Here is a 23,096-nt window from a genome sequence, read left to right as displayed (position 1 = left end):
ACCTTGACAGGAGCGATCATGATGATAGAGAAAACCGGTGAGAAAGATGACATCTCGGTAGAGAATGGTGAATGTGAGCCTATTGTTTTGAAAATAAAGGCATTCTATCGAGAGCTGACAAATGAAGGGTTAACGACACTGGGTGATATCTATCATCAGGATATTCACTTTATCGATCCCGTATCCAGCCATCATGGGTTGCATGATTTGCATCGCTACTTTTCCCGTTCACTCGAAAATCTGCGTTACTGTCAGTTTGAATTCTCCGATATCCATACCTTCCGCGGTGGTGCAACACTGTTCTGGACGATGCACTATGCCCATCCTTCGCTAAAAAATAACGAACCGCTGACGCTGGCAGGCTGTAGCCACCTGCTCTTCGCCGACGACAAAGTTATCTATCACCGTGATTATTACGATATGGGTGAAATGCTTTATCAGCACATCCCCGTGCTGAACTCGCTAATCGGCTACCTGAAAACAAGAATGCAGTCATGAAGCACGTGTTGATTACCGGAGCCAGTTCGGGAATAGGTCAGCAGTTGGCCTTGGATTATGCCAGAGACGGTTGGGATGTCCTTGCTTGCGGGCGCGATGGACAACGGCTTCATGCCCTGACTGCTGCTTTCCCGACCATTCGCACAGCGGCATTTGATATGACGAACCTGGAGGATACGCAGCAGGCACTGGACGGCATCACGGCCGATCTGGTGATTCTCAGCGCGGGAACCTGTGAATATCTGGATAACGGCGTCGTTGAGGTGGACAAAGTCAGGCGGGTGCTGACCACCAACGTGATGGGACCGGTGAATTGCCTGTCGGTGCTATTACCACAGCTTGTCAGCGGTAGTCATCTGGCGTTGATCGGCTCAACCGCCAGCCTTGTTCCTCTGCCACGTGCGGAAGCCTACGGAGCCTCAAAGGCGGCGCTGGCCTATTTCGCCCGCAGCCTGTCGCTCGATTTGCAGACGCGCAATATCACTGTGTCGCTGATCCTACCCGGCTTTGTCGATACCCCGCTGACCGCGCGTAACGACTTCCCGATGCCGATGCTGATTTCTGTAGCGCAAGCCTCGGAGGCGATTCGTCGTGGTCTGGAAAAGAAAAAACGTGAGATCGCCTTTCCTCTGCGCTTTGCGCTACTGCTCAAAGCGGTTTCTGTGCTCCCACAATCGTGGCAACGGCTGCTCGCCAGCCGGTTAGTAAGGTGAAGGTATGAAGATTGCCATTATTGGTAGCGGTATTTCAGGCTTAACCTGCGCACTCAAGTTATCCGATCGTTTTCAGGTGTCAGTGTTTGAAGCGAACGATTATCTGGGTGGGCACACGGCAACGGTCGATGTGGTTCAGGATGGCGTGACCTACGCTATCGATACGGGATTTATTGTCTATAACGAGCGAACCTACCCCCATTTTATTGCCCTACTGGATGAATTAGGGCTAACCGGTCAGCCGACAGAAATGAGCTTTTCAGTCAGTAATCCGGTTTCTGGTCTGGAATATAACGGTCATACTATAAACACGCTGTTCGCCCAACGCCGCAATCTGTTTCGCCCTGCGTTCTATCGTTTCGTTGCGGAGATTGTGCGCTTTAACCGTGTCTGCAAGCGGTATATTGCCAACGGCGATTATCAGGGGCTGACGCTAAGCCACTTATTGCAGCAGGAAAAATTTTCGCCGTTCTTTGCCCAGCACTATCTTTTGCCGATGGGCGCGGCTATCTGGTCGTCGTCGCTTGAGGATATGCGGCATTTTCCCCTGTCGCTTTTCCTGACCTTCTTCAACCATCACGGGTTACTGGATTTGGTCAATCGCCCTCAGTGGATGGTGGTGCCCGGTGGTTCAAGGGAGTATGTGACGCGACTTGCAGAACGCATCCGCGATCGGGCGACCATCCATCTCCAGACGCCCGTCAGCCAGATCATACGCGATGCGGCGGGTGTTACGGTGTGTACCGTCGATCAGACGTACCGATTCGATCAGGTGATTTTTGCCTGCCATTCCGATCAGGCGCTGGCGCTGCTGGCGACGAGTACGCCCGATGAGCAGCGAATCCTCGGCGGTATGCCCTATCAGCCGAACCACGTGATTCTGCATACCGACACCCGACTTCTGCCCCATAACCGGCGGGCATGGGCGAGCTGGAATTACCGTCTGCCGGTCGATCAGGCGTTTAGCCGCGCGCGGGCTTCAGTGACCTATAACATGAATATTCTGCAAGGCATCCGTTCCCCGACGACCTTCTGCGTCTCGCTGAATCCTCAGCAAGATATCGATCCGAGAAAAATCGTGCACCACGCGATTTATCACCATCCTGTTTTTACTCAACAGACGACAGAGCACCAGCAAGAGCGTAGCCGTATTAATGGGCATAATCGTAGCTGGTTTTGTGGTGCCTATTGGTACAACGGTTTTCATGAGGATGGCGTCAAAAGTGCATTGGATGTCATCAGCCAGATCGACCAGAGGGTGTCAGATGAATAGCGCGCTGTATGTTGGCAAGGTTCGCCATCGACGTTTCAACCCCGTCACGCATCGTTTTGACTATACCGTATTCATGACACTCATCGACCTGGATGAAATTCCCGCCTTGCCGCACGCGGGGATTGCGCTGGAACGCTTTGCCCCGGCGTCATTCTGTCGTGGAGATTATCTCGGTGGTGGCGATATCAAAACCAAGGCACAGGAACGGATAGCAGAACTGACAGGCGAGCGCCTCACGGGAAAAGTGCTGCTGCTGTGCCAGCTACGCTATCTGGGCTGCTATTTCAACCCAGTCAATTTTTATTATTTGTACGATGAGAATAACGAACTACGCTGGTTATTGGCAGAGGTGCGTAATACCCCCTGGAACGAACGCCATACTTATTCCGTCGTCCCCGATGGTTCGACGCCCGTCGCCAAAGCATTTCATGTGTCGCCTTTTAACCCGATGGATATGGTGTACCACTGGCGGCTCACGCCGCCCGTCGATCGTCTGAGGATCCACATCGAGAATCACAGACAAGGGCGCGAGTTTGATGCCACGCTGGTACTGCATCGTCAGCCGCTCACCCGTGCTGCTCTGCGTACCCAGCTTTGGTCCCTGCCGTTAATGACGATGAAGACCGCCTGCACCATATATTGGCAGGCGTTGAAACTGTGGATTAAACGTTCGCCCGTTTATCCTCATCCGCAGTCTGGAAAGAAGGACAACCCATGAGTTCAACGGAAACACAGTTGGTGCGTCACCCGAGCGATAGCGCTCGCTATACTCGGGCCAGAAAAGTGGTATTGCTTCTACTTAGTCGAATAGAAGGTGGCGGTTTACGCCTTCGCGAGCCAGAAGGCAATGAAACATTATTCGGGGATCAACATGCAGCATTGCAAGGTGACATCACAATACATCGCCACCGTGTTTATCGCCGTGTACTGCTCGGTGGAAGCATCGCCGCGGGAGAGAGTTATATTGATGGCGACTGGAGCTCAACAAATCTCACCCTCGTTCTCCAGCTTCTGGCACAGAATCAGACGTTAATTGATAGACTTGACGCGCGTTTTAGCTGGCTGACGGGGCCCTTTCATCGCGTCATCCACTGGTGTCGTCGTAATCGTCCACAGCAGGCTCGAAAAAACATCGCCGCGCATTACGACCTGGGTAACCATTTTTACCGCAGCTTTCTCGATCGCGACATGCTCTATTCCAGCGCCTGGTATCAACACCCCGATATGACGCTGGAAGACGCTCAGCGAGCCAAATTGCGCCGCCTCTGCGAACAGTTGGCGCTATGTGAAACGGATCGCTTGCTGGAAATCGGTACAGGCTGGGGAGGCTTAGCGGAACTGGCCGCCCGTGAATATGGTTGCCACGTCACCACCACTACGCTGTCGCAACAGCAATATGACTACGCGGTGGAGCGCATTCAGCTCGCGGGTCTAAGCCATAAAGTGACGGTGCTGCTACAGGATTACCGCACATTGACCGGCCAGTATGACAAGCTGGTTTCGGTCGAAATGATTGAAGCCGTGGGCAAAGCCTATTTGCCGACCTTCTTCAAGCGCTGCCAGCAATTGCTGCGTCCACAGGGCCGCATGGTGCTTCAGGCGATCACAATTGCCGACCAACGTTATCACCACTACAGCCGTAACGTCGATTTTATCCAACGCTATATTTTCCCCGGCGGTTTTCTGCCTTCGATTACCGCAATGACGACCACCATGACGCGGCATACCGACTTTATCACCCGTGACCTGTTTGATATCGGTATGGATTACGCCCGCACCCTCAGCGAATGGCGGCAACGTTTTTATCAACAGTGGCATAGTTTGAGTGCGCAAGGTTTTGACGACGCTTTCCAACGCCTGTGGGTATTTTACCTTTGCTACTGTGAAGCAGGCTTTCGTGCACGCACCATCAGCACGGTACAGCTCACCGCGGAAAGGCCATGAGCAGCGGATAGAAGAAGCGTGCGATGCCATATCTTTCGCGATACGGCATCGCACATGAACAGCGGCGGTTAGCGGATTGCGCGTTTTAGTATACGGTTAGCGCTGCTCAGGAAATCATCGGCAACCTTATTCACCTCTCCATTGCCGTAATCCAGTTTTTGCAAACTGCTCGTCCACAGTTGAACCAGCTCCTGATTCTCCATAAACGGCGAAACGGGTACCTTAGAGGCCGGTTGCTCTGCTGCCGCCCGATAAGCATTCGCTAACAGATTACCAGCGTTAATCACCCCGATGTCTTCCAGCAGTTTTTGCGCTTTCGGATTAGCGGGCATGCCGTTTTGCAATCCTAATGCCTTTACGCCCTCAGGGTTGCTCAGCATGAAACTCATCAACATCGCCGCTTCTTTAGGATGCTTACTGTTCTTGCTGATCGCAAACAGAGAAGACGGTTTGGTGGTCAGCCCCGAATCTTTGGCATCTGGCATCGTGATAAATGGCCCCGTTTCCAGCACCGTCTCTTTCGGCATATTGCTGGAATAGGTGTAAATAGCCGAATCCCACAGGTACATCCCGGCTAATTCACCGTTAATCCACGGACGAATCTCATAAACGTTAGTGCGCCCGAACGACGAGAAATAGCGCTGATCGGGTATCACATGGGAATCAACCAGCTTTTTATAAAAACCGAAGAGTTCCCGTACCTGATCGCGGCTATAGGCAATGCTCTGCTTTTTCTCATCAATGAAGTCGATGCCATATTTCTGTGCCATGTAGCTACGACCAAGAGTCAGAATATCCAACACATCACTTGACCCCTGGGCCACGCCAAGCGGGTAATAATTATCGCCCAGTTTTTGTTTAAATACCGGACCGGCGGCAAACAGCTCATCCCAGGTTTTTGGATAGGCGACGCCCGCCTTGTCCCAGGTGGTTTTGTTGTAAATCATGCTGCGAGATGTCATCGAAATCGGCAGACCTTGTAGCTTCCCTTTAACGTCAGAGGTTTGCAGGTAGTTAGGCGGGAAATCACCCAACGCCAGAATCTCTTTTTGCTTATTCAAATCATAAAAGCCGTCGCCATTGCGAGAAAACTGCGGCAGCCAGTTCCAATCAATACGAATAACATCGGGTTCCTGCCCGCCAGCCATCTGGGTTGACAGGCGGGAAAGGTAGCCGTCCCAACCAGCATATTCCGCTTTGACGGTAATGGTCGGGTTGGCTTTTTGAAACGCGTTAATCGCAGCCAGAGTTGCCTCATGGCGCTGATTTCCCCCCCACCACGAGATGCGGATCTCGGCAGCATCAGCAGAATGAGACAATGTAGCGCCCACGGGAAGCGCAGCACAGAGTAGGAGCAGGTGAGATAATTTGTTCCGTGTTTTCGCCATAATAAAACCCTTATAATAGTATTCGGAGGTTTCCACCTGTTTGTCGATATGCAGACAGACAGGTACTACGGATGCGGAAGCGTTTACTGCCTGAAATATCCGGGCAGAGACTTTGATTAATTCCCTCTTTTCAGGTTAACGGCCAGTTCGCTTATTTTTACTGGCAGTTCGGTGCGTAATGATCGGTTGGCTGCAATGCCGGTTAAAATAGACATCGCCCCATCACGATAATCCGCTGCACGATGTAATGGATCCGGTTCCGGTGTACCAAACAGATCGTTTAACATGACCTGATCGCCGCCGCCGTGTCCGCCGGCTTTAAATTCAACCGGCACGACATAGGGTTCATCAAACATCGGATAGATCTTTATTTCACATTCATTCAGCGCACCTTCATCCTCTTTTTGTCCGCCCCCGTTTACGTAAGATTTTTCCACCAGTTTCATTTCCAACCGGCCCTTGCTGCCATTAAATACCACGTTCAGCCCTTCCCTGGGCAAATACGCGTTGAGTGAGTACGTCATGATGGCTTTGTTTTTATAACGCACCACCACGCCCAGCACGTCTTCAATATTAATACCGTCATCGAACACGCTTTTATCACGGTAATAACCGTCTTCATGTTCGGCATCTAAATATAATGCCGTGAGCTGTTCGCTTTGGTTCATATGTAGCGCAAACGGATCGTTTTCTGCTGCGGCGCTATTATGTGAACGCGAATAAAATTCTGTGACCCCACGTGCTTCAGCATTCGATTTACCGTAAAAACGCAGATCACCTTGCGCATAAACCGTTTCCGGTTCACTATTCAGCCAGAAATTCACCAGATCAAAATGGTGCGTAGATTTATGCACCAACAGCCCGCCGCTATTGCGCTTGTCACGGTGCCAACGGCGGAAATAATCTGCCCCGTGCTCAGTATTTAACAGCCACTCAAAATGAACCGAATACACTTCACCAATTAATCCAGCGGCGATCAGTTCACGGACCTTACTGTGATGCGGTGCATAGCGATAATTAAAGGTCACGCGTAATTTACGACCGGTGCGGTTAATCGCATCAATAATCGCCTGACATTTCTCTTCATCGATGGTCATCGGTTTTTCACTGATGACATCACAGCCTAATTCCATCGCCCGGATAATATAATGATGATGCGTCCGATCTATAGACGTCACAATAACCACATCGGGTTTGGTTTCCGCGATCATCTGCTCGAACTGTTCGGCACGATATGTCGGCACATTATCATGTCCATATTTATGGACAATCTGGTTGGCATAATTCATTCGTGTCTGGTTGGTATCGCAAAACGCAACAAACTGCCCCTGATCCTGATAATCCCTGGCAATCGATTCCAGATAAAGGCCCGCCCGGCCCCCCGTTCCCACCACAGCATATTTCTTTTTCATTCTGCGTATTTCCTCCAAATAACGTCGGGCACATAGCCACACTCTTACGCCTTTGCCATAAAAAATAGAGCATACCAACATTGTTCACCTTCATATGATTGCCGTGTGATGCGTTTATCTGGCAGTAGGATAAAGATTGGCATGCTCCATCTCTCATAAATACAAATTGAGCATTTACTCTATTACTATTTGATTTTATTGGTAATGTTAGATGTGATTTATCCCACACTCCTCACGTTAAATATGCATCAACTCGCTTAAGTGCTCATGAGCCAACGGGATTATCCCCAGAATGGCACGGCGACACATTCAAAGTCCGTTCTCTCGCCTGGCAACGGCACGGGGTTACGATCGTGATGGCTTTCTCTTTTTTCGCCTCACTGCGTGACATACTTCGCATTTTATTTTCAATCCGCCTGAGGATGCCGGATAATCGGCACGTAACTAATGAGAGAATCAAGAAAGCGACAGGCGAGTAAGGAATCACTATGCAGACTTTTTTTCAGGACACCCTGGCCACCCCGCTTGGGGAGTTATTGATTATTGCTGATGAAAATAATCATTTGCGTGCCGTCGAGTGGCGCGAGTATGAAGACGATTTATTTCGCTCGCTCAATCGCAGTTATCGAAATGATCCCTTTTCGTTACAGTCGCGTCATAATCCCGGCGGCCTGACAGACAGCCTACAGCGCTATTTTGAGGGTGAATTAACGATTATTGATACACTGCCTGTGGCGTCCGTCGGGACCGAATTTCAACAGCAGGTCTGGCGGGAATTACGTCGTATTCCCTGCGGAGAAATTACCACCTACGGCGAACTCGCGACACTATTGGGACGCACTGGCGCAGCGCGTGCAGTCGGTATGGCAAACGGTTCAAACCCTGTCAGCATCGTGGTTCCGTGCCATCGTGTCATCGGTACTGGCGGCGCACTGACTGGCTATGCGGGCGGCATTCACCGTAAACAGTGGCTGTTAGCTCACGAAGGGTATTTACCTCGACAGCTATTTACCGCTATTGAATAGTTTGTCGTTATAATTTTTGCGCCTCCAATTCGCGACAATGTTCGTCCGAATCGCTTATCGCCGTAAGCGATTCGGATTAATCAATGTGTTAACCGTTCGGTAACGTAATGGAAAAAATATTATCTCCGAACGGGTCTTATATATCGGAATATTTTCCAGCAAAATCGAAAAATTATAGTTAGTTCACTATTTATTGGTCTATTCCAGTGATTGCCGGTCTTATCACGGCCGATAAAAGCTGTTAAAATTGACCAATATCAATTATTGCCTGAGCAAAGCCTATGATCCCGGAAAAGCGAATTATCCGACGCATCCAGTCTGGCGGTTGTGCAATCCACTGTCAGGATTGCAGTATCAGTCAGCTATGCATCCCTTTCACTCTGAATGAACACGAGCTCGACCAGCTCGACAACATCATCGAAAGGAAGAAGCCTATCCAGAAGGGACAAGCGCTGTTTAAAGCAGGCGATGAGCTGAGATCGCTGTATGCTATCCGTTCCGGTACGATAAAAAGCTATACCATCACGGAGCAAGGCGACGAGCAGATCACTGGTTTTCATCTGGCAGGTGATTTGGTTGGCTTTGATGCGATCGGTACGGCCCAACACCCAAGCTTCGCTCAGGCGCTGGAAACATCGATGGTCTGCGAAATTCCTTTCGAAACGCTGGACGATCTCTCAGGGAAAATGCCTAACCTGCGTCAGCAGATGATGCGCCTAATGAGCGGCGAAATCCGTGGCGATCAGGACATGATTCTGCTGCTGTCGAAGAAGAATGCTGAAGAGCGTCTGGCGGCATTTGTCTACAACCTCTCCCGTCGTTTCGCTCAGCGTGGTTTCTCGCCGCGTGAGTTCCGTTTAACCATGACGCGTGGTGATATCGGCAATTATCTGGGGCTGACTGTTGAAACCATCAGCCGTCTGCTAGGACGTTTCCAGAAAAGCGGAACGCTGGCAGTAAAAGGAAAATACATCACGATCGAGAATCTTGATGCGCTTTCCGAATTAGCGGGTTCCTCACGTAAATAATTACTACCGCCTAACTCGCTGACGTTGCCACTTTTTCTAGTGTGGCAGCGTCAATGCTCCCTCTCTTACCACATCATCCATGATATTTCTTATTTTGTTATTCTGCTGCTTATCTCTGTTGTCCAAAACGATTCCATTGCGGTACTCTTGATTTATCGGCTGTGGAGTAACAGCTGTTTGGAGGAGCTATGGCAAAGTATCAGAACTTACTGGTAGCTATTGACCCAAATCAGGATGACCAACCAGCGCTGCGTCGGGCGGTTTACCTGGTTCAGCGACTTGGCGGCCGCATCAAGGCATTTCTGCCGATTTATGATTTCTCTTATGAAATGACAACCTTGCTTTCCCCTGATGAACGGGTGGAAATGCGTCAGGGTGTTATCCAGCAGCGGACGGAGTGGATTGCCGAGCAGTGCAAATACTACCTTGAAGCAGGCGTTCCAATCGAAATCAAAGTGGTCTGGCACAATAAACCCTTTGAAGCCCTCATTCGGGAAGTGATTTCCGGCCAGCACGACCTGTTGTTGAAAATGGCACATCAGCACGATCGACTGGAAGCCGTTATCTTTACGCCAACCGACTGGCAGTTACTGCGAAAATGCCCTTGCCCCGTGTGGATGGTCAAAGATCAGCCTTGGCCAACCGAAGGCCGAGCGCTGGTTGCCGTCAATCTGGCCAGCGAAGACCCTTATCACGATCCACTTAATATCAAACTGGTATCAGAAACGCTGGAGCTAGCTCAGCAGGTTGACCAGACCGAAGTTCATCTGGTCGGTGCCTACCCCGTTACCCCCATTAATATCGCCATTGAGCTGCCTGATTTCGATCCCAGCGTCTACAACGATGCAATTCGAGGACAGCACCTTATCGCCATGAAATCGCTACGGCAGAAGTTCGGCCTTGATGAGCGTGTGACGCACGTAGAAAAAGGCTTGCCGGAAGAAGTGATTCCCGATCTGGCGGAGCATTTACAGGCGGGTGTTGTGGTGTTGGGTTCACTGGGCAGAACCGGCCTTTCCGCTGCGTTTATCGGCAACACCGTCGAGCACGTCATCGATCATTTGAAGTGTGACTTGCTTGCAATTAAACCCGATGACTTTGTGTCACCGATTACGTTGGAAGACGGCAATAACGGCTGATTGCCACTCTACTAGAGCCAAATAATGCCAGCGCTCTCAGCAGTGGCATTATTTTTGCGGCGTACAAACGATAAGACGCAAAAAAGGGGCGTCATTCGCCCCTTTCATTTTCTACCTTCGGTCACGCTTACAGCGCTTTCAGAATCGCCTCAACGCTGTCTTTGGCATCGCCAAACAGCATCTGCGTGTTCTCTTTAAAGAACAGCGGATTCTGCACGCCAGCGTAACCGGTATTCATAGAACGCTTGAACACGATAACATTCTGCGCTTTCCACACTTCCAGAACAGGCATACCTGCGATTGGGCTATGTGGATCTTCCTGCGCAGCCGGGTTAACGGTGTCATTCGCGCCAATGACCAGCACGGTGTCGGTATCGGTGAAATCATCGTTGATTTCATCCATTTCCAACACGATGTCGTAAGGCACTTTGGCTTCTGCCAACAGCACGTTCATGTGACCAGGCAAACGCCCTGCAACCGGGTGGATACCAAAGCGAACGTTGATACCACGAGCACGCAGTTTTGCAGTGATGTCATGCACAGGGTACTGCGCCTGCGCGACAGCCATGCCGTATCCCGGCGTGATGATGACCGAGGTTGAGTTCTTGAGCAAATCAGCGACGTCTTCTGCTGAAGCCTCACGATATTCACCGACTTCTTCACTCTCACCAGAAGAAACGCCGTCCGTACCAAAACCGCCGGCAATAACGCTGATAAAGGAGCGGTTCATCGCTTTACACATGATGTAAGACAGAATCGCACCCGAAGAACCCACCAGAGCACCGGTCACGATCAACAGGTCATTGCTCAACATGAAGCCCGCGGCGGCGGCCGCCCAACCGGAGTAAGAGTTCAGCATAGAGACCACGACTGGCATGTCCGCGCCGCCAATCGACGCAACCAGATGCCAGCCGAATACCAGTGCAATCGCCGTCATCAGAATCAACGCCAGTACCTGCAGCGCGACGCTGCCCGTATTGACGAAAACCAGCAGCAGGAGGAAGGACACAACCAACGCCGCCAGATTCATTTTGTGGCGATGAGGCAGCATCAACGGCTTGGAAGAGATTTTTCCGCGCAGTTTTCCAAAAGCGACAACTGAACCCGTGAAGGTCACAGCACCGATGAAGATACCCAGGAAGACTTCCGTCAAATGGATATTGACCATCACCGGATCGGTGATTTCACCGTGATCGAGGAAGCTGTTAAAACCAACCAGTACCGCGGCCAGGCCCACAAAACTGTGGAGGATAGCGACCAGTTCTGGCATTTCGGTCATTTCAACCTTACGCGCCAGATAAATACCGATTGACCCACCGATCGCCATCGCAACGATGATCCAGCCAACGTTACCAGAATCAGGCCCCAGAATCGTCGCGATCAGCGCAAGCGCCATCCCGCTGATACCGAAGATATTCCCTTGCTGCGACGTTTCGTGCTTGGACAACCCTGCCAAACTGAAAATAAAGAGAATTGCGGCAACAATGTATGCAGCAGTTACTAATCCACCAGACATGTGTTACCCCTTAGTTTTTACGGAACATTTTCAGCATGCGCTGAGTCACGGTGAAACCACCGAAAATATTGATGCTGGCGATCAATACGGCAATGAATGAGAAGAACGACACCCATCCGCCGTGGCCGATCTGCAACAATGCTCCGACAACGATAATGCCTGATATCGCGTTAGTGACTGACATCAGTGGCGTGTGCAAGGCGTGGCTGACATTCCAGACAACGTAATAACCCACGACGCAGGACAACGCAAAAACGGTAAAGTGAGACAGGAATTCCTTCGGTGCGGCATCGGCCAACCAGCCAAACAGCAGAATGGCAATCGCGAGGAACGCATATTTCTTCCATGGCGATGTCGGCTTGGCTTCTTCTTTCACCACCGCGGCAGGTTTGGCCTGCTGTGGCTGCGCTGAAACCTGAATTGGCGGTGCCGGCCAGGTGATTTCACCTTCTTTAATGACGGTCACGCCGCGAATCACGGTATCGTCAAAATCGACAGTGATCTCACCGTTTTTCTCTTTGCAGAGTAATTTCAGCAGGTTAACCAGATTTGTGCCGTAAAGCTGTGAAGATTGTGTCGGCAGACGGCTGGGTAAATCGGTATAACCGATAATTTTGACGCCGTTTTCCGTCACGGTGACGCGATCGGCCACGGTCAGCTCACAGTTTCCGCCCGTTTGCGCCGCTAAATCGACAATCACGCTGCCGGGCTTCATGCTCAGCACCATTTCTTTAGTGATCAGGCGTGGTGCCGGTTTTCCGGGAATCAGTGCAGTAGTGACGATAATGTCGACTTCTTTCGCCTGTGCTGCGAACAGTTCCATTTCGGCTTTGATAAAAGCTTCAGACATGACCTTGGCATAGCCGTCACCGCTGCCTGCTTCTTCTTCAAAGTCGAGTTCAAGGAACTCGGCGCCCATGCTCTTAACCTGCTCTTTTACTTCAGGGCGGGTATCAAAAGCACGAACGATAGCACCTAAGCTACCCGCGGCGCCGATCGCGGCCAAACCAGCCACGCCAGCACCGATAATCATGACTTTAGCAGGCGGAACTTTACCCGCAGCGGTAATTTGCCCGGTAAAGAAGCGACCAAACTCGTGGGCGGCTTCTACGATGGCGCGATAGCCAGCAATGTTGGCCATTGAACTGAGTGCATCGAGTGACTGCGCGCGCGAAATACGCGGCACGGAATCCATCGCCATCACCGTCACCTGACGGGCCGCCAGTTTTTCCAGCAGTGCGGGGTTTTGCGCTGGCCAGATAAAGCTGACAACCGTACTGCCCGCTCGGGTCAGTTCGATTTCATCATCCTGCGGCGCATTCACCTTCAGGACGATATCGGATTGCCAGACTTCCGAACTGTCAACAATCGACGCGCCAGCGTCTTCATATGCCGCATCATCAAAACTTGCCAGTTTTCCCGCTTCACGTTCTATCGAGACCGTAAAACCCAGTTTCAGCAGTTGTTCAACCGTTTTCGGCGTCGCTGCTACACGGGCTTCATTGGCCAACCGCTCTCTTGGTACACCAATACGCATACTGATACCCTTTTCGCTTATTTTTAACGAAGGTTCTTATTCTCACCCTACTCTGTTATACGAATTCGCCGAGACCTGCTGCACCCTGTATCCCCGCATTCACGCGGTAGGAAGAGGGTCTTATCATCTTCTTGCCACACGCTTTTTTGGGGCGTCTCACTTCAGGCGAACTCATTTATAACGTACTGAAAATGTGATCGATGATCCATAAATAAAATGAATTTCACAGAAAAGCCGAGTTATTACAGGTTATGGAAGGCTTTCTTGGTCGAAAATCATGCTCTTCTCTGCCTTTTGTAGCATTATTACAGAAGTATTTTTCAGTGCTGTTTCACAAAAACGGTGTGTTACAGGGTTGTTAATGTGATAAATCACATAAATATCCCTTATGATGGCAAAACAATCATTAACCGTTATTATTAGCACTTTTCTTGTTCAGAGCCGAAGCATTACGGCTTTTTCGTCCTGCTGAAAATGCTAAAGCACAAGAATTTATTCCGTGCGATAATCAGCCCTATTCCGTTACAGGTTGATTGCTATACCTAAATAATTCGAGTTGCAGGAAGGCGAAAGGATTTTTTATGAAGCTGAAGACTACTGTTATTGCGTCCACGTTGTTGTTATCACTCTCGGCATTTGCAGCGCAGGCTGCACAGGAACTGACGCCTGAGCAGGCAAAATCCCTGCAACCTTTTGAACGAATTACGTTTAAGGGGCGTTTTAATGCGATCAATGAAGCAGTCGCGGCAGCCTCAACACGCGCAGACAAGTTGGGTGCAGAGTCGTTTTATGTTCAGTCAATGACGGATACTAACTCCGGCGACTACTGGAATGTGACTGTCGATCTGTACCATAAAGATGCCCCTAAAGCGGAACAGAACGTGCAATATCGCACCATCTACGGCGTGAAAGAACTGCCGAAAGATGCCGCCTATCTGATAGAGCCCTATGACACCGTAACGGTAAGTGGGTTATTCAGCACTCAGCCCGATTTGATCGATGCCATAGCGAAAGCGGCAAAAGAGAAAAATGCGGACTCGTTTTACATCGTCCGCCAGATCGACGTGAACTCAAATAGTGCGAATCAAAGGGCTACCGCATTTATCTATAAAGCCGATGCGCCAAAACGTCAGCTTCAACGCCCTGATGCAATCCCTGCTGATTCTGATGCGGGTCGCGCCGCTCTGGCTGCCGGTGGAGCAGAAGCCGCCAAAGTAGAAATTCCAGGGGTTGCTTACTCGGATAGCCCCAGCCGCAGCGTGGGCAACTTCTTTGAAACACAGTCGTCAAAAGGTGGACGTTACACGGTAACGCTATCTGATGGCACGCAGATTCAAGAACTGAATAATGCCACTGCGGCCCAGATGGTGCCTTTCGACTCCATCCAGTTCCGCGGCAGCTACACCAATATTACACAGATATCTGAAGCCGTTGCTAAACGTGCGGGCGAGAAAGGTGCCAAGTACTACCACATCACCAGACAGTGGGAAGGTAAAGGCAGCAATATGACAATCAGCGCCGATATCTATAAATAACGTGTATTAAAGAACCCGCTGTTATGGGATAAGTCCATTATGCGGGTTCTTCATTATCGGGTAATGAACTCACCTTTTCCTAGTGTATCCACACTATTGCCGTTCGCATCAGTCATCTGAAGGTCGGCGCCTTTCTCTTTCAGTGTTTTCAATAGCTCCTCTCGCTGGAACAGCGATGCGAACATGGCAGCGGTTTGTCCAGCATTGTTGCGCTGATCCGGGTTGCATTCCGCGGCAATAAGTTGGCGCGCAATTTTTATCTCACCTTTAAAAATAGCTCCCATCAGCGCAGTATTACCGCGTTTGTCACGCAGACAAGGATCTGCCCCCGCCTTTAATAAAGCGTCCACTGCCGTATCATGCCCGTGGTAAGCCGCAAGGATCATCGCCGTGTAACCTTTTTCATCAGCCGCATTCAGATTGTAGTGTGATGCAATGAAAGTCTGGAGTATATCGAGATCGCCATTCCTGGCTGAATCCCATAAATACTGATTAAGCGAGGATTTTACCGCATTTTCCCCCTGCTTGATCTCCTCGCTTTGAGCCATAGGTGTGCTAGCGGCTAACAGCCCGAGAATCAATAATAGTGCTTTCACTGTATTTTCCTCCTTGAGATAAACGGTTACCTGCGTCATCCCTATGACGCAGGCAGGTTAGCGCACCTAATTAGACAGTCTTTCGGCCAGCTTTTTCACCGTTGGGAGATCCGCTTTTGCTATCGCAGTCAGACGCGTACCGTACTCCGTATCAGCCTTATAAAAGTAAGACAACATAATGTCGCGGCTTTCCTTATCAGCCGTCGCTAGTGCAGTGCCTAGGCTATTCACTAGATCGGAGCGCTCCTTTTCGCTGTAGGAACGATACAGCTCACCTGTTTGCTTAAAATTCTGCTCACGTTGAATTTTGCTCTGCGTTGTGCTGCCCTGCAGCGGCAGATGGCTGTAACGGGCAGACACTAATTCCTCACGTGGGTACAACCGGCTAGGCTGGTAATTCACGCCTTTGTCCTGTGTTTTTCCGCTGTTAATACTGCCATCCTGATTACCGTTATTTACATCATTGCGCGGCGCATTAATCGGCAGGCTTAGTCCGTTGACTCCGATGCGATACATTTGCGTATCCGCATAGGCAAACAGCCGTCCCTGAAGCAATTTGTCTTCCGATGGCTCTATGCCAGGTACCAGATTGGAAGGTGCCATCGCCACCTGTTCTGTTTCCTGGAAAATATTTTCAGGATTGCGGTTTAGCACCATTTGTCCAATTTTTCGTTCAAGGACATCAGGCCAAATTTTTGTCGCGTCCAGCGGATCGAAATCAAAATTATTCAGATCTTCCGGTTTCAACACCTGGATATAGAGATCCCATTTAGGGTAGTCGCCACGCTTAATTGCAGATACCAAATCGTTAGACATGTGGCTGTAGTCTTTCCCTTGCACCTGCTCAACCTGCTGCGGATCGAGATTTTTGATTCCTTGCAGGGTTTTCCAGCGGAATTTTACATAGTGAGTCTCACCCTTACTATTCACTAATTTATAAGCATGTACGCCATTACCATCCATATTACGATATGTAGCGGGTGTGCCCTCATTGGAATAAAGCAGCGTCAGCGTACGAATGGATTCAGGAACATGGGAAAAGAAATCAAAGCGGCGGGAGTCGTCATCCAGATTCGTGCGCGGATCGGGTTTAAAAGCGTGCACCATATCTGGAAATTTAATGGCATCCCGAATAAAGAATGTGGGGAAGTTATTGCCAACTAAATCCCAATTCCCCTGTGAAGTGTAGAATTTAGTCGCAAATCCGCGTGGATCGCGCAGTGTTTCTGGTGAATGGTTACCATGAACCACGCTAGAAAAACGAACAAAAACAGGCGTCGTGCTTCCCGTTTTAAACACCTCCGCGATGGTTAAATCAGAGATATCCGCTGTAGCAGTGAATTCACCATAGGCCCCCGTACCACGAGCGTGTACAACGCGTTCAGGAATACGCTCACGGCTAAATCGTTGCAATTTTTGCAACAGTTGCACGTCCTGTAAGAGTACCGGACCGTTATTACCGGCGGTTTGTGAATTTTGATTATCGCCGACCGGCGCACCATTATCGCGCGTTAAGGTCGCCGCCTGACTCGAAGAAGCAAAAAGTCCCAACAGCACTATTGCCGCACTTTTTTTATAGGAGAAGAGATTACTCACAAAGTGGTGATTCATAACGCCGTCCTCATTGTTATCGTGAAATCCATTCCCTGCTGCGTTAACGATGGTGTATCTCTTCACCTCAGCACACAAGGGCATTCCGAGCCGTGCCGGAATACACCGGATACTCTACCGACAAAGACAAGAATACGTGAGCACCCAATGCCTATTGCATCAATAGCCACAGTCTAATTCCACGTAGAAAAAAGGATAAGGGGAAGCGGATTCAGGAGAAACGACAGAATGGCGAGGACAAAATGAAGTTACAGAATTTGATGTATGTCACATTTTTGGGTTTTACTCCAAACAACGACAGACAGTCATCTGGCGTTATTGATCTGTGCGCTGCTGCTTTTGGCATCAGCGCACAGATCTGCAGGCACGATTAATTAATGACTGGTATCCAGCTCTGGGAAACTTTTCACCAGATCGTCAATTGCTTTGATCTGTTGCAGGAACGGTTCCAGTTTATCCAGCGGCAGCGCAGATGGGCCATCGCATTTTGCATGTGCAGGATCTGGGTGAGCTTCAATGAATAGCCCCGCCAGACCAACAGCCATACCGGCGCGCGCCAACTCCGTCACTTGTCCACGACGACCGCTGGACGCCGCACCAAACGGGTCGCGGCACTGTAGCGCATGCGTCACGTCAAAAATCACCGGCGAACCGTTAGAAACCTGCTTCATGACGTTGAAGCCGAGCATATCAACAACCAGATTGTCGTAACCGAAGTTGCTGCCGCGATCGCACAGAATGACCTGATCGTTGCCGCCTTCGATGAACTTATCGACGATGTTGCCCATTTGCCCTGGGCTGACGAACTGCGGTTTTTTCACGTTGATCACCGCACCGGTTTTCGCCATCGCTTCCACCAGATCGGTTTGGCGCGCCAGAAACGCAGGAAGCTGGATGACATCAACCACATCGGCAACAGGCTGCGCCTGATGTGCTTCATGCACGTCGGTGATAATTTTTACGCCAAAGGTCTGTTTCAGTTCCTGGAAGATTTTCATCCCTTCTTCCAGACCGGGACCACGGTAAGAGTGAATCGAGGAGCGGTTAGCCTTATCGAATGACGCTTTGAACACGTAAGGAATACCCAGCTTCTGCGTGACCGTGACGTAATGCTCACAAATGCGCATCGCCAGATCGCGTGATTCAAGAACATTCATACCGCCAAACAGCACAAAAGGCAGATTATTGGCGACGGGGATATCCCCTATCTTGACCACTTTATTCGTCATACTTTTACCTTCATGTCGGGAAATAAATTAACGCTGCATTACTGCAAAACGGGTTCTTAATGTAAGACTGTTTTTTTAATGCAAGACAATCTGTTTCTGCTCTATCGAGTGAATCTGTACTTTTATCATTTCACTCACTGGATCTTCCGGACACTGTTCAACAAAATAGTTGAGATCGGAAAGCGCAATATGGTCACAATCCAGTTGCGCATAAATCAGGCCGCGATCGCGAATTTCATACGGATCGTCCGGGTCAAATTGCAGCACCGCTTCGCTGGCTCTTAACGCCAACTCCATCTGTTTTTCTTCCATCAGTGCAACTTTCAACGTGTCGAGCATTTTACGCACGATCAGGACGTTCTCCGCTTCATCCAGATCTTCATCCAGCAGGCGGGTTGATGGGCCGATATTACCTTTCAGCCACACTTCCAACACATGCTCGCTCAGCGTATCGCCGTTTAGCGGGTTGATCAGCCACATCTCTTCGTCGAGCCAGTCGGCACGAAGAATCAGTTGGGTTGGGAAAATGACCGGCATCAGCGGCAGGCCGAGTTCATTGGCGATATGCAGGAAGATGACGCCAAGTGACACGGGTAGGCCCTGACGCGATTCAAGCACCTGATCGAGCCACAGTGCATCAGACAGGCGATAAACCCCGCCCGCACCGCCGAATCCCCAGGTGTGATAAAACAGCTCAATCAGCTTTTCAAGCTGAAGATCTTGCTCAAGATCGTCAGGGATAGCGGCCCGAGCGCGCTCAACCAATTGTTGCAGATTTTGCCGCACATCCTGAGCGGGAAAGTCGCGGCGAATAGCCTGTGAAACCAACACGACACCATCACTTAGCAGCGACTGGTTGAATTCAAAATCAGCAATAGCACTCATAATTATTCCATCAGCAACGGTGAATGAGTCAGTGCCAGTAGCACGACCACACCAAAGCACATTAAAGCAGATACAAACGCCAGCCAGCGAACATTCTGGCTACGGGGGCGTTTCCCCAAGGCGATAGCGCCAAGGAGGATATAAATAATAACGCCAAACAGTTTTTCCGTCAGCCAGCTTTGCTCAGGCGTAAATGGATAAGTGTGGCTAATAATGATTAAACCAATACCGCTGATTAATAACAAGGTATCGTTAATATGCGGCAGAATTTTCACCCAGCGCTGTTGCAGCAAAGGCGATTGTCGGCACAGCCAGAAAAAACGAATAATAAACAGGGAAATACTGATGCTAACCGTTGCCAGATGCAGATATATCGTGGCTGGGTAAAGAGTTATCACGTCCATTGCTCCTAATGCGTTGGGGCATCCAACCAGCGTCCTAATGACACCCGGTCATTGCCACCGTAGTCCTGACAGGTTTCTATTTGTGTGAATCCGCGTGCCTGCAAAAGCTGACGCACTGCATCAGCCTGTTGCCAGCCATGTTCCAGCAACAGCCAGCCACCGACCTCTAAATAATGTGGGGCAGATTCAATGATGGTGCGTAAATCCGCCAACCCGTTGTCGGCGGCAATCAACGCGCTGGCCGGTTCAAAACGAACATCACCCTGCAACAGATGCACATCATTCGCATCGATATACGGTGGATTACTGGCGATGAGCGCAAAGCGCGTTTGATCAAGCGGTGAATACCAGCTTCCTGACAAGAAACGAGCGTTGTTGACCCCCAATTGCCGGGCATTTTTTGTCGCTAACGCGACAGCGTCTGGTTGAACATCAATGCCAGTCACCCGGCAATCACGCCGCTCAATGGCCAGTGCTAGCGCGATCGCTCCGGTTCCGGTGCCCAAATCCAGTACAGCACACGGCGTTTGAGGTAGGCGCAGCAGCGCTTGTTCAACCAGGCACTCGGTATCGGGGCGAGGAATCAGCGTGGCGGGCGACACGGCCAGCGGCATTGACCAGAACTCGCGCTCGCCGGTCAAATAGGCGATAGGTTCACCCTGTTCACGGCGCGCCAGCAATTCAGCTAACTGCTGCTGTTCAGCCGCGTTCAGCTCAGTTTCACCAAACGCCAGCAGGAACGTGCGGGGCTTGCCAGTCACAAAGCCCAGCAAAATTTCCGCATCTCGCTTCGGGCTTGCTCCCGCCGCAAGCTGAGCCGCGGCAGAGATTAACCAATCCTGGTACGTCATGATTCCTGCTCGGACAATGTCGCAAGCTGATCGGCCTGGTATTCCTGCACGACAGGCTGAATCAGCGTATCCAGTTTCCCTTCCATGACTTCATCCAGTCGGTAAAGCGTCAGGTTAATGCGGTGATCGGTCACCCTTCCCTGCGGGAAGTTGTAGGTGCGGATGCGGTCAGAGCGATCGCCACTGCCGAGCAGGTTACGGCGAGTTGACGCTTCTTCCTGCTGACGTTTCTGCACTTCTGCCGCACGAATACGCGCCCCCAGCACAGACAGCGCTTTGGCTTTGTTTTTATGCTGTGAACGCTCGTCCTGACATTCCACGACAATACCCGTTGGGAGGTGGGTAATACGAATGGCGGAATCGGTGGTGTTAACGTGTTGACCGCCCGCGCCAGAAGAGCGGAAGGTATCGATACGCAAATCCGCAGGGTTGATGTCCGGCAGTTCCGCTTCCGGCACTTCCGCCATCACGGCGACCGTACAGGCCGATGTGTGAATGCGCCCTTGAGATTCTGTGGCAGGAACACGCTGCACGCGATGGCCGCCGGATTCAAATTTGAGCTGACCGTACACGCCATCGCCGGAGATTTTAGCGATAATTTCTTTATAACCGCCATGTTCTCCATCGCTGGCGCTCATCACCTCAACGCGCCAGCGGCGTGATTCGGCATAGCGGCTGTACATACGGAACAGATCGCCAGCAAAAATCGCGGCTTCGTCGCCGCCCGTCCCGGCACGCACTTCCAGAAAACAGCCGCGCTCATCGTCGGGATCTTTCGGCAACAACAGCACCTGAAGCTGCTGCTCCAGTGCTTCAATTGTCGCTTTGCTTTCTTTCAGCTCTTCCTGCGCCATATCGCGCATTTCAGGATCGTCCAGCATCATTTCTGCGGTTTGCTGATCCTCTTGTGCCTGCTGCCATTGTTGGAAACAGCGGGTAATATCAGTGAGCTGCGCATATTCTCGCGACAGTGCGCGAAAGCGATCCATATCAGCGATGACGCTGGGCTCACCGAGTAACGCCTGGACTTCTTCATGGCGTTCTTGTAACGCTTCCAGTTTAGCAACAATAGAAGGCTTCATGCGGGCGGTTAAATCCTGTAGTAGAGATAAATAGTAGAGATGAATGCTAGTCCAGCCCAAGGCTGTCACGTAAAATTTGTAACCGGTGTTGGTCGCCGTCACGAGCGGCTTGCTGAAGGGATTTGGTCGGCGCGTGAATCAGACGATTGGTTAAGCGATGCGTCAGTTCCTGAATCACCGCGTCAACATCATTACCTTGTTGGATGGCAGCCAGCGCCTTGGCCGTCATTTCCGCACGCAGTTCATCAGCCTGAGCGCGATAATCACGAATGGTCTCTGCCGCTGACTGCGCACGCAGCCACGCCATGAAGTCGGAGCTTTCCTGCTGCACGATAGATTCAGCCTGCACCGCCGCCGCTTTGCGCTGCGCGAGGTTATGCTGGATGATCGCATGCAGATCGTCCACGCTGTAAAGATAAACGTTAGGCAATTTGCAGACTTCCGGCTCAATATCACGCGGTACCGCAATATCCACCATCAGCATTGGCTGATTCCGTCTCGCTTTCAGCGTCCGTTCCATCATCCCTTTTCCGATAATCGGCAGCGTACTGGCCGTTGAACTGATCACGATGTCGGCCTGAGCAAGCTGTTCATCCAACTCGGCCAGCGTGATAACGTCTGCTCCCACTTCCGTTGCCAGCGCCTGGGCACGTTCACGGGTGCGATTCGCGATCACCATTTTCTGTACTTTATGCTCACGAAGATAACGCGCGACCAGTTCAATGGTTTCTCCCGCACCGACCAGCAGTACGGTAACGTCCGCGAGTGATTCAAAGATCTGCCGCGCCAGTGTACAGGCGGCAAAGGCCACCGATACCGCACTGGCACCGATATCCGTTTCCGTACGAACGCGTTTAGCCACAGTAAAAGACTTCTGGAACAGCCGCTCCAGTTCGCTGGACAAGGAATGACCACGCTGTGATTCGGCAAACGCCTTCTTCACCTGCCCCAAAATCTGCGGTTCGCCTAACACCAGAGAATCCAGACCGCTGGCCACGCGCATCAAGTGGCTAACCGCGGCGTTATCCTGATGCCAGTACAGACTGCCGTTGACCTCTTCCGGGCGCAATTGATGATATTCACACAGCCAGCGAATCAGCTGTTCACGCTGGTTTTCCTGTTCGTCAACGCTAAGATAGAGTTCCGTACGATTGCAGGTAGACAGCACAACGCCGCCCTGCACCAGCGGTTGCTGTAGCAGACTGTCGAGGGCCACGCCGAGTTTATCTGGTGAGAACACAACGCGTTCACGCAGAGAAACCGGTGCGGTTTTGTGATTAATACCAAGCGCAAGCAGGGTCATTAGGCTGTTTCTGAGTAATACCGGTCTTAGTATGGATTTCGTTTGAGTCGCATTCTACTTGATGCAGAGGTGCAAGAAAAGCGACAGCGCGCGATACACCTCGTCTGAGGTAGTCACTTTTTGACAA

At 50.8% G+C, this 23,096-nt stretch carries 21 protein-coding genes; 9 read left to right on the top strand and 12 right to left on the bottom strand.

Features of this window, described 5'->3' with window-relative positions; all coding sequences use genetic code 11:
• Positions 1–18 precede the first annotated feature (18 nt).
• From O1Q74_RS09745 to O1Q74_RS09725, 5 genes are read left to right on the top strand one after another with little or no spacing between them, the layout of a single operon-like run.
• The gene (locus O1Q74_RS09745; RefSeq protein ID WP_271878411.1) at positions 19–498 is read left to right on the top strand and encodes a nuclear transport factor 2 family protein; all 480 of its coding nucleotides are present in this window, start codon (positions 19–21) and stop codon (positions 496–498) included.
• On the top strand, positions 495–1,211 hold the full coding sequence (locus O1Q74_RS09740) for an SDR family NAD(P)-dependent oxidoreductase (protein ID WP_271878408.1): 717 nt from the start codon (positions 495–497) through the stop codon (positions 1,209–1,211). The genes O1Q74_RS09745 and O1Q74_RS09740 overlap by 4 nt, the downstream gene beginning before the upstream one ends.
• A 4-nt stretch (positions 1,212–1,215) precedes the next feature.
• Positions 1,216–2,484 (top strand): NAD(P)/FAD-dependent oxidoreductase, encoded by a 1,269-nt coding sequence (locus O1Q74_RS09735; RefSeq protein ID WP_271878405.1) that lies wholly within the window; start codon positions 1,216–1,218, stop codon positions 2,482–2,484.
• Positions 2,477–3,202: a DUF1365 domain-containing protein gene (locus tag O1Q74_RS09730; protein ID WP_271878402.1), complete on the top strand. Its 726-nt coding sequence runs from the start codon at positions 2,477–2,479 to the stop codon at positions 3,200–3,202. The genes O1Q74_RS09735 and O1Q74_RS09730 overlap by 8 nt, the downstream gene beginning before the upstream one ends.
• Positions 3,199–4,428, top strand: coding sequence for an SAM-dependent methyltransferase (locus tag O1Q74_RS09725; protein WP_271878400.1), 1,230 nt, complete (start codon positions 3,199–3,201; stop codon positions 4,426–4,428). The genes O1Q74_RS09730 and O1Q74_RS09725 overlap by 4 nt, the downstream gene beginning before the upstream one ends.
• Before the next feature lie 68 nt (positions 4,429–4,496).
• Here O1Q74_RS09725 and O1Q74_RS09720 read toward each other — a convergent pair whose 3' ends face one another.
• Together O1Q74_RS09720 and O1Q74_RS09715 are read right to left on the bottom strand one after the other, a co-directional pair.
• Complete coding sequence (locus tag O1Q74_RS09720) at positions 4,497–5,816, bottom strand: ABC transporter substrate-binding protein (RefSeq protein WP_271878397.1); 1,320 nt, start codon at positions 5,814–5,816, stop codon at positions 4,497–4,499.
• A 116-nt stretch (positions 5,817–5,932) separates the two neighbouring features.
• Positions 5,933–7,228: a Gfo/Idh/MocA family oxidoreductase gene (locus O1Q74_RS09715; protein WP_271878394.1), complete on the bottom strand. Its 1,296-nt coding sequence runs from the start codon at positions 7,226–7,228 to the stop codon at positions 5,933–5,935.
• Between the two features lie 488 nt (positions 7,229–7,716).
• On the opposite strand from O1Q74_RS09715, the gene ogt reads away from it, so the two are divergent.
• From ogt to uspE, 3 genes are all read left to right on the top strand, one after another.
• Positions 7,717–8,253 carry a methylated-DNA--[protein]-cysteine S-methyltransferase gene (gene ogt, locus O1Q74_RS09710; RefSeq protein ID WP_271878391.1) on the top strand — a complete coding sequence of 179 codons (537 nt, stop codon included), beginning with the start codon at positions 7,717–7,719 and terminating at the stop codon, positions 8,251–8,253.
• Between the two features lie 281 nt (positions 8,254–8,534).
• Complete coding sequence (fnr, locus tag O1Q74_RS09705; RefSeq protein WP_010274971.1) at positions 8,535–9,281, top strand: fumarate/nitrate reduction transcriptional regulator Fnr; 747 nt, start codon at positions 8,535–8,537, stop codon at positions 9,279–9,281.
• Positions 9,282–9,469: 188 nt separating this feature from the next.
• Positions 9,470–10,420 carry a universal stress protein UspE gene (gene uspE, locus O1Q74_RS09700; RefSeq protein ID WP_271878382.1) on the top strand — a complete coding sequence of 317 codons (951 nt, stop codon included), beginning with the start codon at positions 9,470–9,472 and terminating at the stop codon, positions 10,418–10,420.
• A gap of 127 nt (positions 10,421–10,547) precedes the next feature.
• Here the strand turns inward: uspE and pntB are convergent, their stop codons facing one another.
• Together pntB and pntA are read right to left on the bottom strand one after the other, a co-directional pair.
• On the bottom strand, positions 10,548–11,936 hold the full coding sequence (gene pntB / locus O1Q74_RS09695; RefSeq protein ID WP_180789243.1) for a Re/Si-specific NAD(P)(+) transhydrogenase subunit beta: 1,389 nt from the start codon (positions 11,934–11,936) through the stop codon (positions 10,548–10,550).
• Positions 11,937–11,946: 10 nt separating this feature from the next.
• Entirely contained in the window at positions 11,947–13,473 is a 1,527-nt protein-coding gene (gene pntA / locus O1Q74_RS09690) for a Re/Si-specific NAD(P)(+) transhydrogenase subunit alpha (RefSeq protein ID WP_271878376.1), read from the bottom strand.
• A 581-nt stretch (positions 13,474–14,054) separates the two neighbouring features.
• On the opposite strand from pntA, the gene ydgH reads away from it, so the two are divergent.
• The gene (gene ydgH, locus O1Q74_RS09685; RefSeq protein ID WP_271878373.1) at positions 14,055–15,008 is read left to right on the top strand and encodes a DUF1471 family protein YdgH; all 954 of its coding nucleotides are present in this window, start codon (positions 14,055–14,057) and stop codon (positions 15,006–15,008) included.
• Between the two features lie 53 nt (positions 15,009–15,061).
• Here ydgH and O1Q74_RS09680 read toward each other — a convergent pair whose 3' ends face one another.
• From O1Q74_RS09680 to hemA, 8 genes are all read right to left on the bottom strand, one after another.
• Positions 15,062–15,604, bottom strand: a complete 543-nt coding sequence (locus O1Q74_RS09680) for an ankyrin repeat domain-containing protein (protein ID WP_271878370.1) — start codon at positions 15,602–15,604, stop codon at positions 15,062–15,064.
• 66 nt (positions 15,605–15,670) lie between these two features.
• On the bottom strand, positions 15,671–17,215 hold the full coding sequence (locus O1Q74_RS09675; protein WP_271878367.1) for a catalase: 1,545 nt from the start codon (positions 17,213–17,215) through the stop codon (positions 15,671–15,673).
• Between the two features lie 374 nt (positions 17,216–17,589).
• Entirely contained in the window at positions 17,590–18,444 is an 855-nt protein-coding gene (gene kdsA, locus O1Q74_RS09670) for a 3-deoxy-8-phosphooctulonate synthase (protein ID WP_271878364.1), read from the bottom strand.
• 75 nt (positions 18,445–18,519) lie between these two features.
• Positions 18,520–19,329 (bottom strand): invasion regulator SirB1, encoded by an 810-nt coding sequence (gene sirB1, locus O1Q74_RS09665; RefSeq protein ID WP_271878361.1) that lies wholly within the window; start codon positions 19,327–19,329, stop codon positions 18,520–18,522.
• Between the two features lie 2 nt (positions 19,330–19,331).
• Positions 19,332–19,733, bottom strand: coding sequence for a SirB2 family protein (locus O1Q74_RS09660; RefSeq protein ID WP_271878358.1), 402 nt, complete (start codon positions 19,731–19,733; stop codon positions 19,332–19,334).
• Between the two features lie 5 nt (positions 19,734–19,738).
• Complete coding sequence (prmC, locus tag O1Q74_RS09655) at positions 19,739–20,584, bottom strand: peptide chain release factor N(5)-glutamine methyltransferase (RefSeq protein WP_271878355.1); 846 nt, start codon at positions 20,582–20,584, stop codon at positions 19,739–19,741.
• On the bottom strand, positions 20,581–21,666 hold the full coding sequence (gene prfA, locus O1Q74_RS09650) for a peptide chain release factor 1 (protein WP_271878352.1): 1,086 nt from the start codon (positions 21,664–21,666) through the stop codon (positions 20,581–20,583). Before prfA ends, prmC begins: the two co-directional genes overlap by 4 nt.
• A gap of 46 nt (positions 21,667–21,712) precedes the next feature.
• Positions 21,713–22,969 (bottom strand): glutamyl-tRNA reductase, encoded by a 1,257-nt coding sequence (gene hemA / locus O1Q74_RS09645; protein WP_271878349.1) that lies wholly within the window; start codon positions 22,967–22,969, stop codon positions 21,713–21,715.
• Between the last annotated feature and the right edge of the window lie 127 nt (positions 22,970–23,096).

It is taken from the genome of Pectobacterium sp. A5351 (assembly GCF_028335745.1).
In the GTDB taxonomy this organism is placed as follows: Bacteria; Pseudomonadota; Gammaproteobacteria; order Enterobacterales; family Enterobacteriaceae; genus Pectobacterium.
The sequence above is the reverse complement of the archived record's forward strand: the minus strand, read 5'-3'. Positions and strand labels throughout refer to the sequence as shown.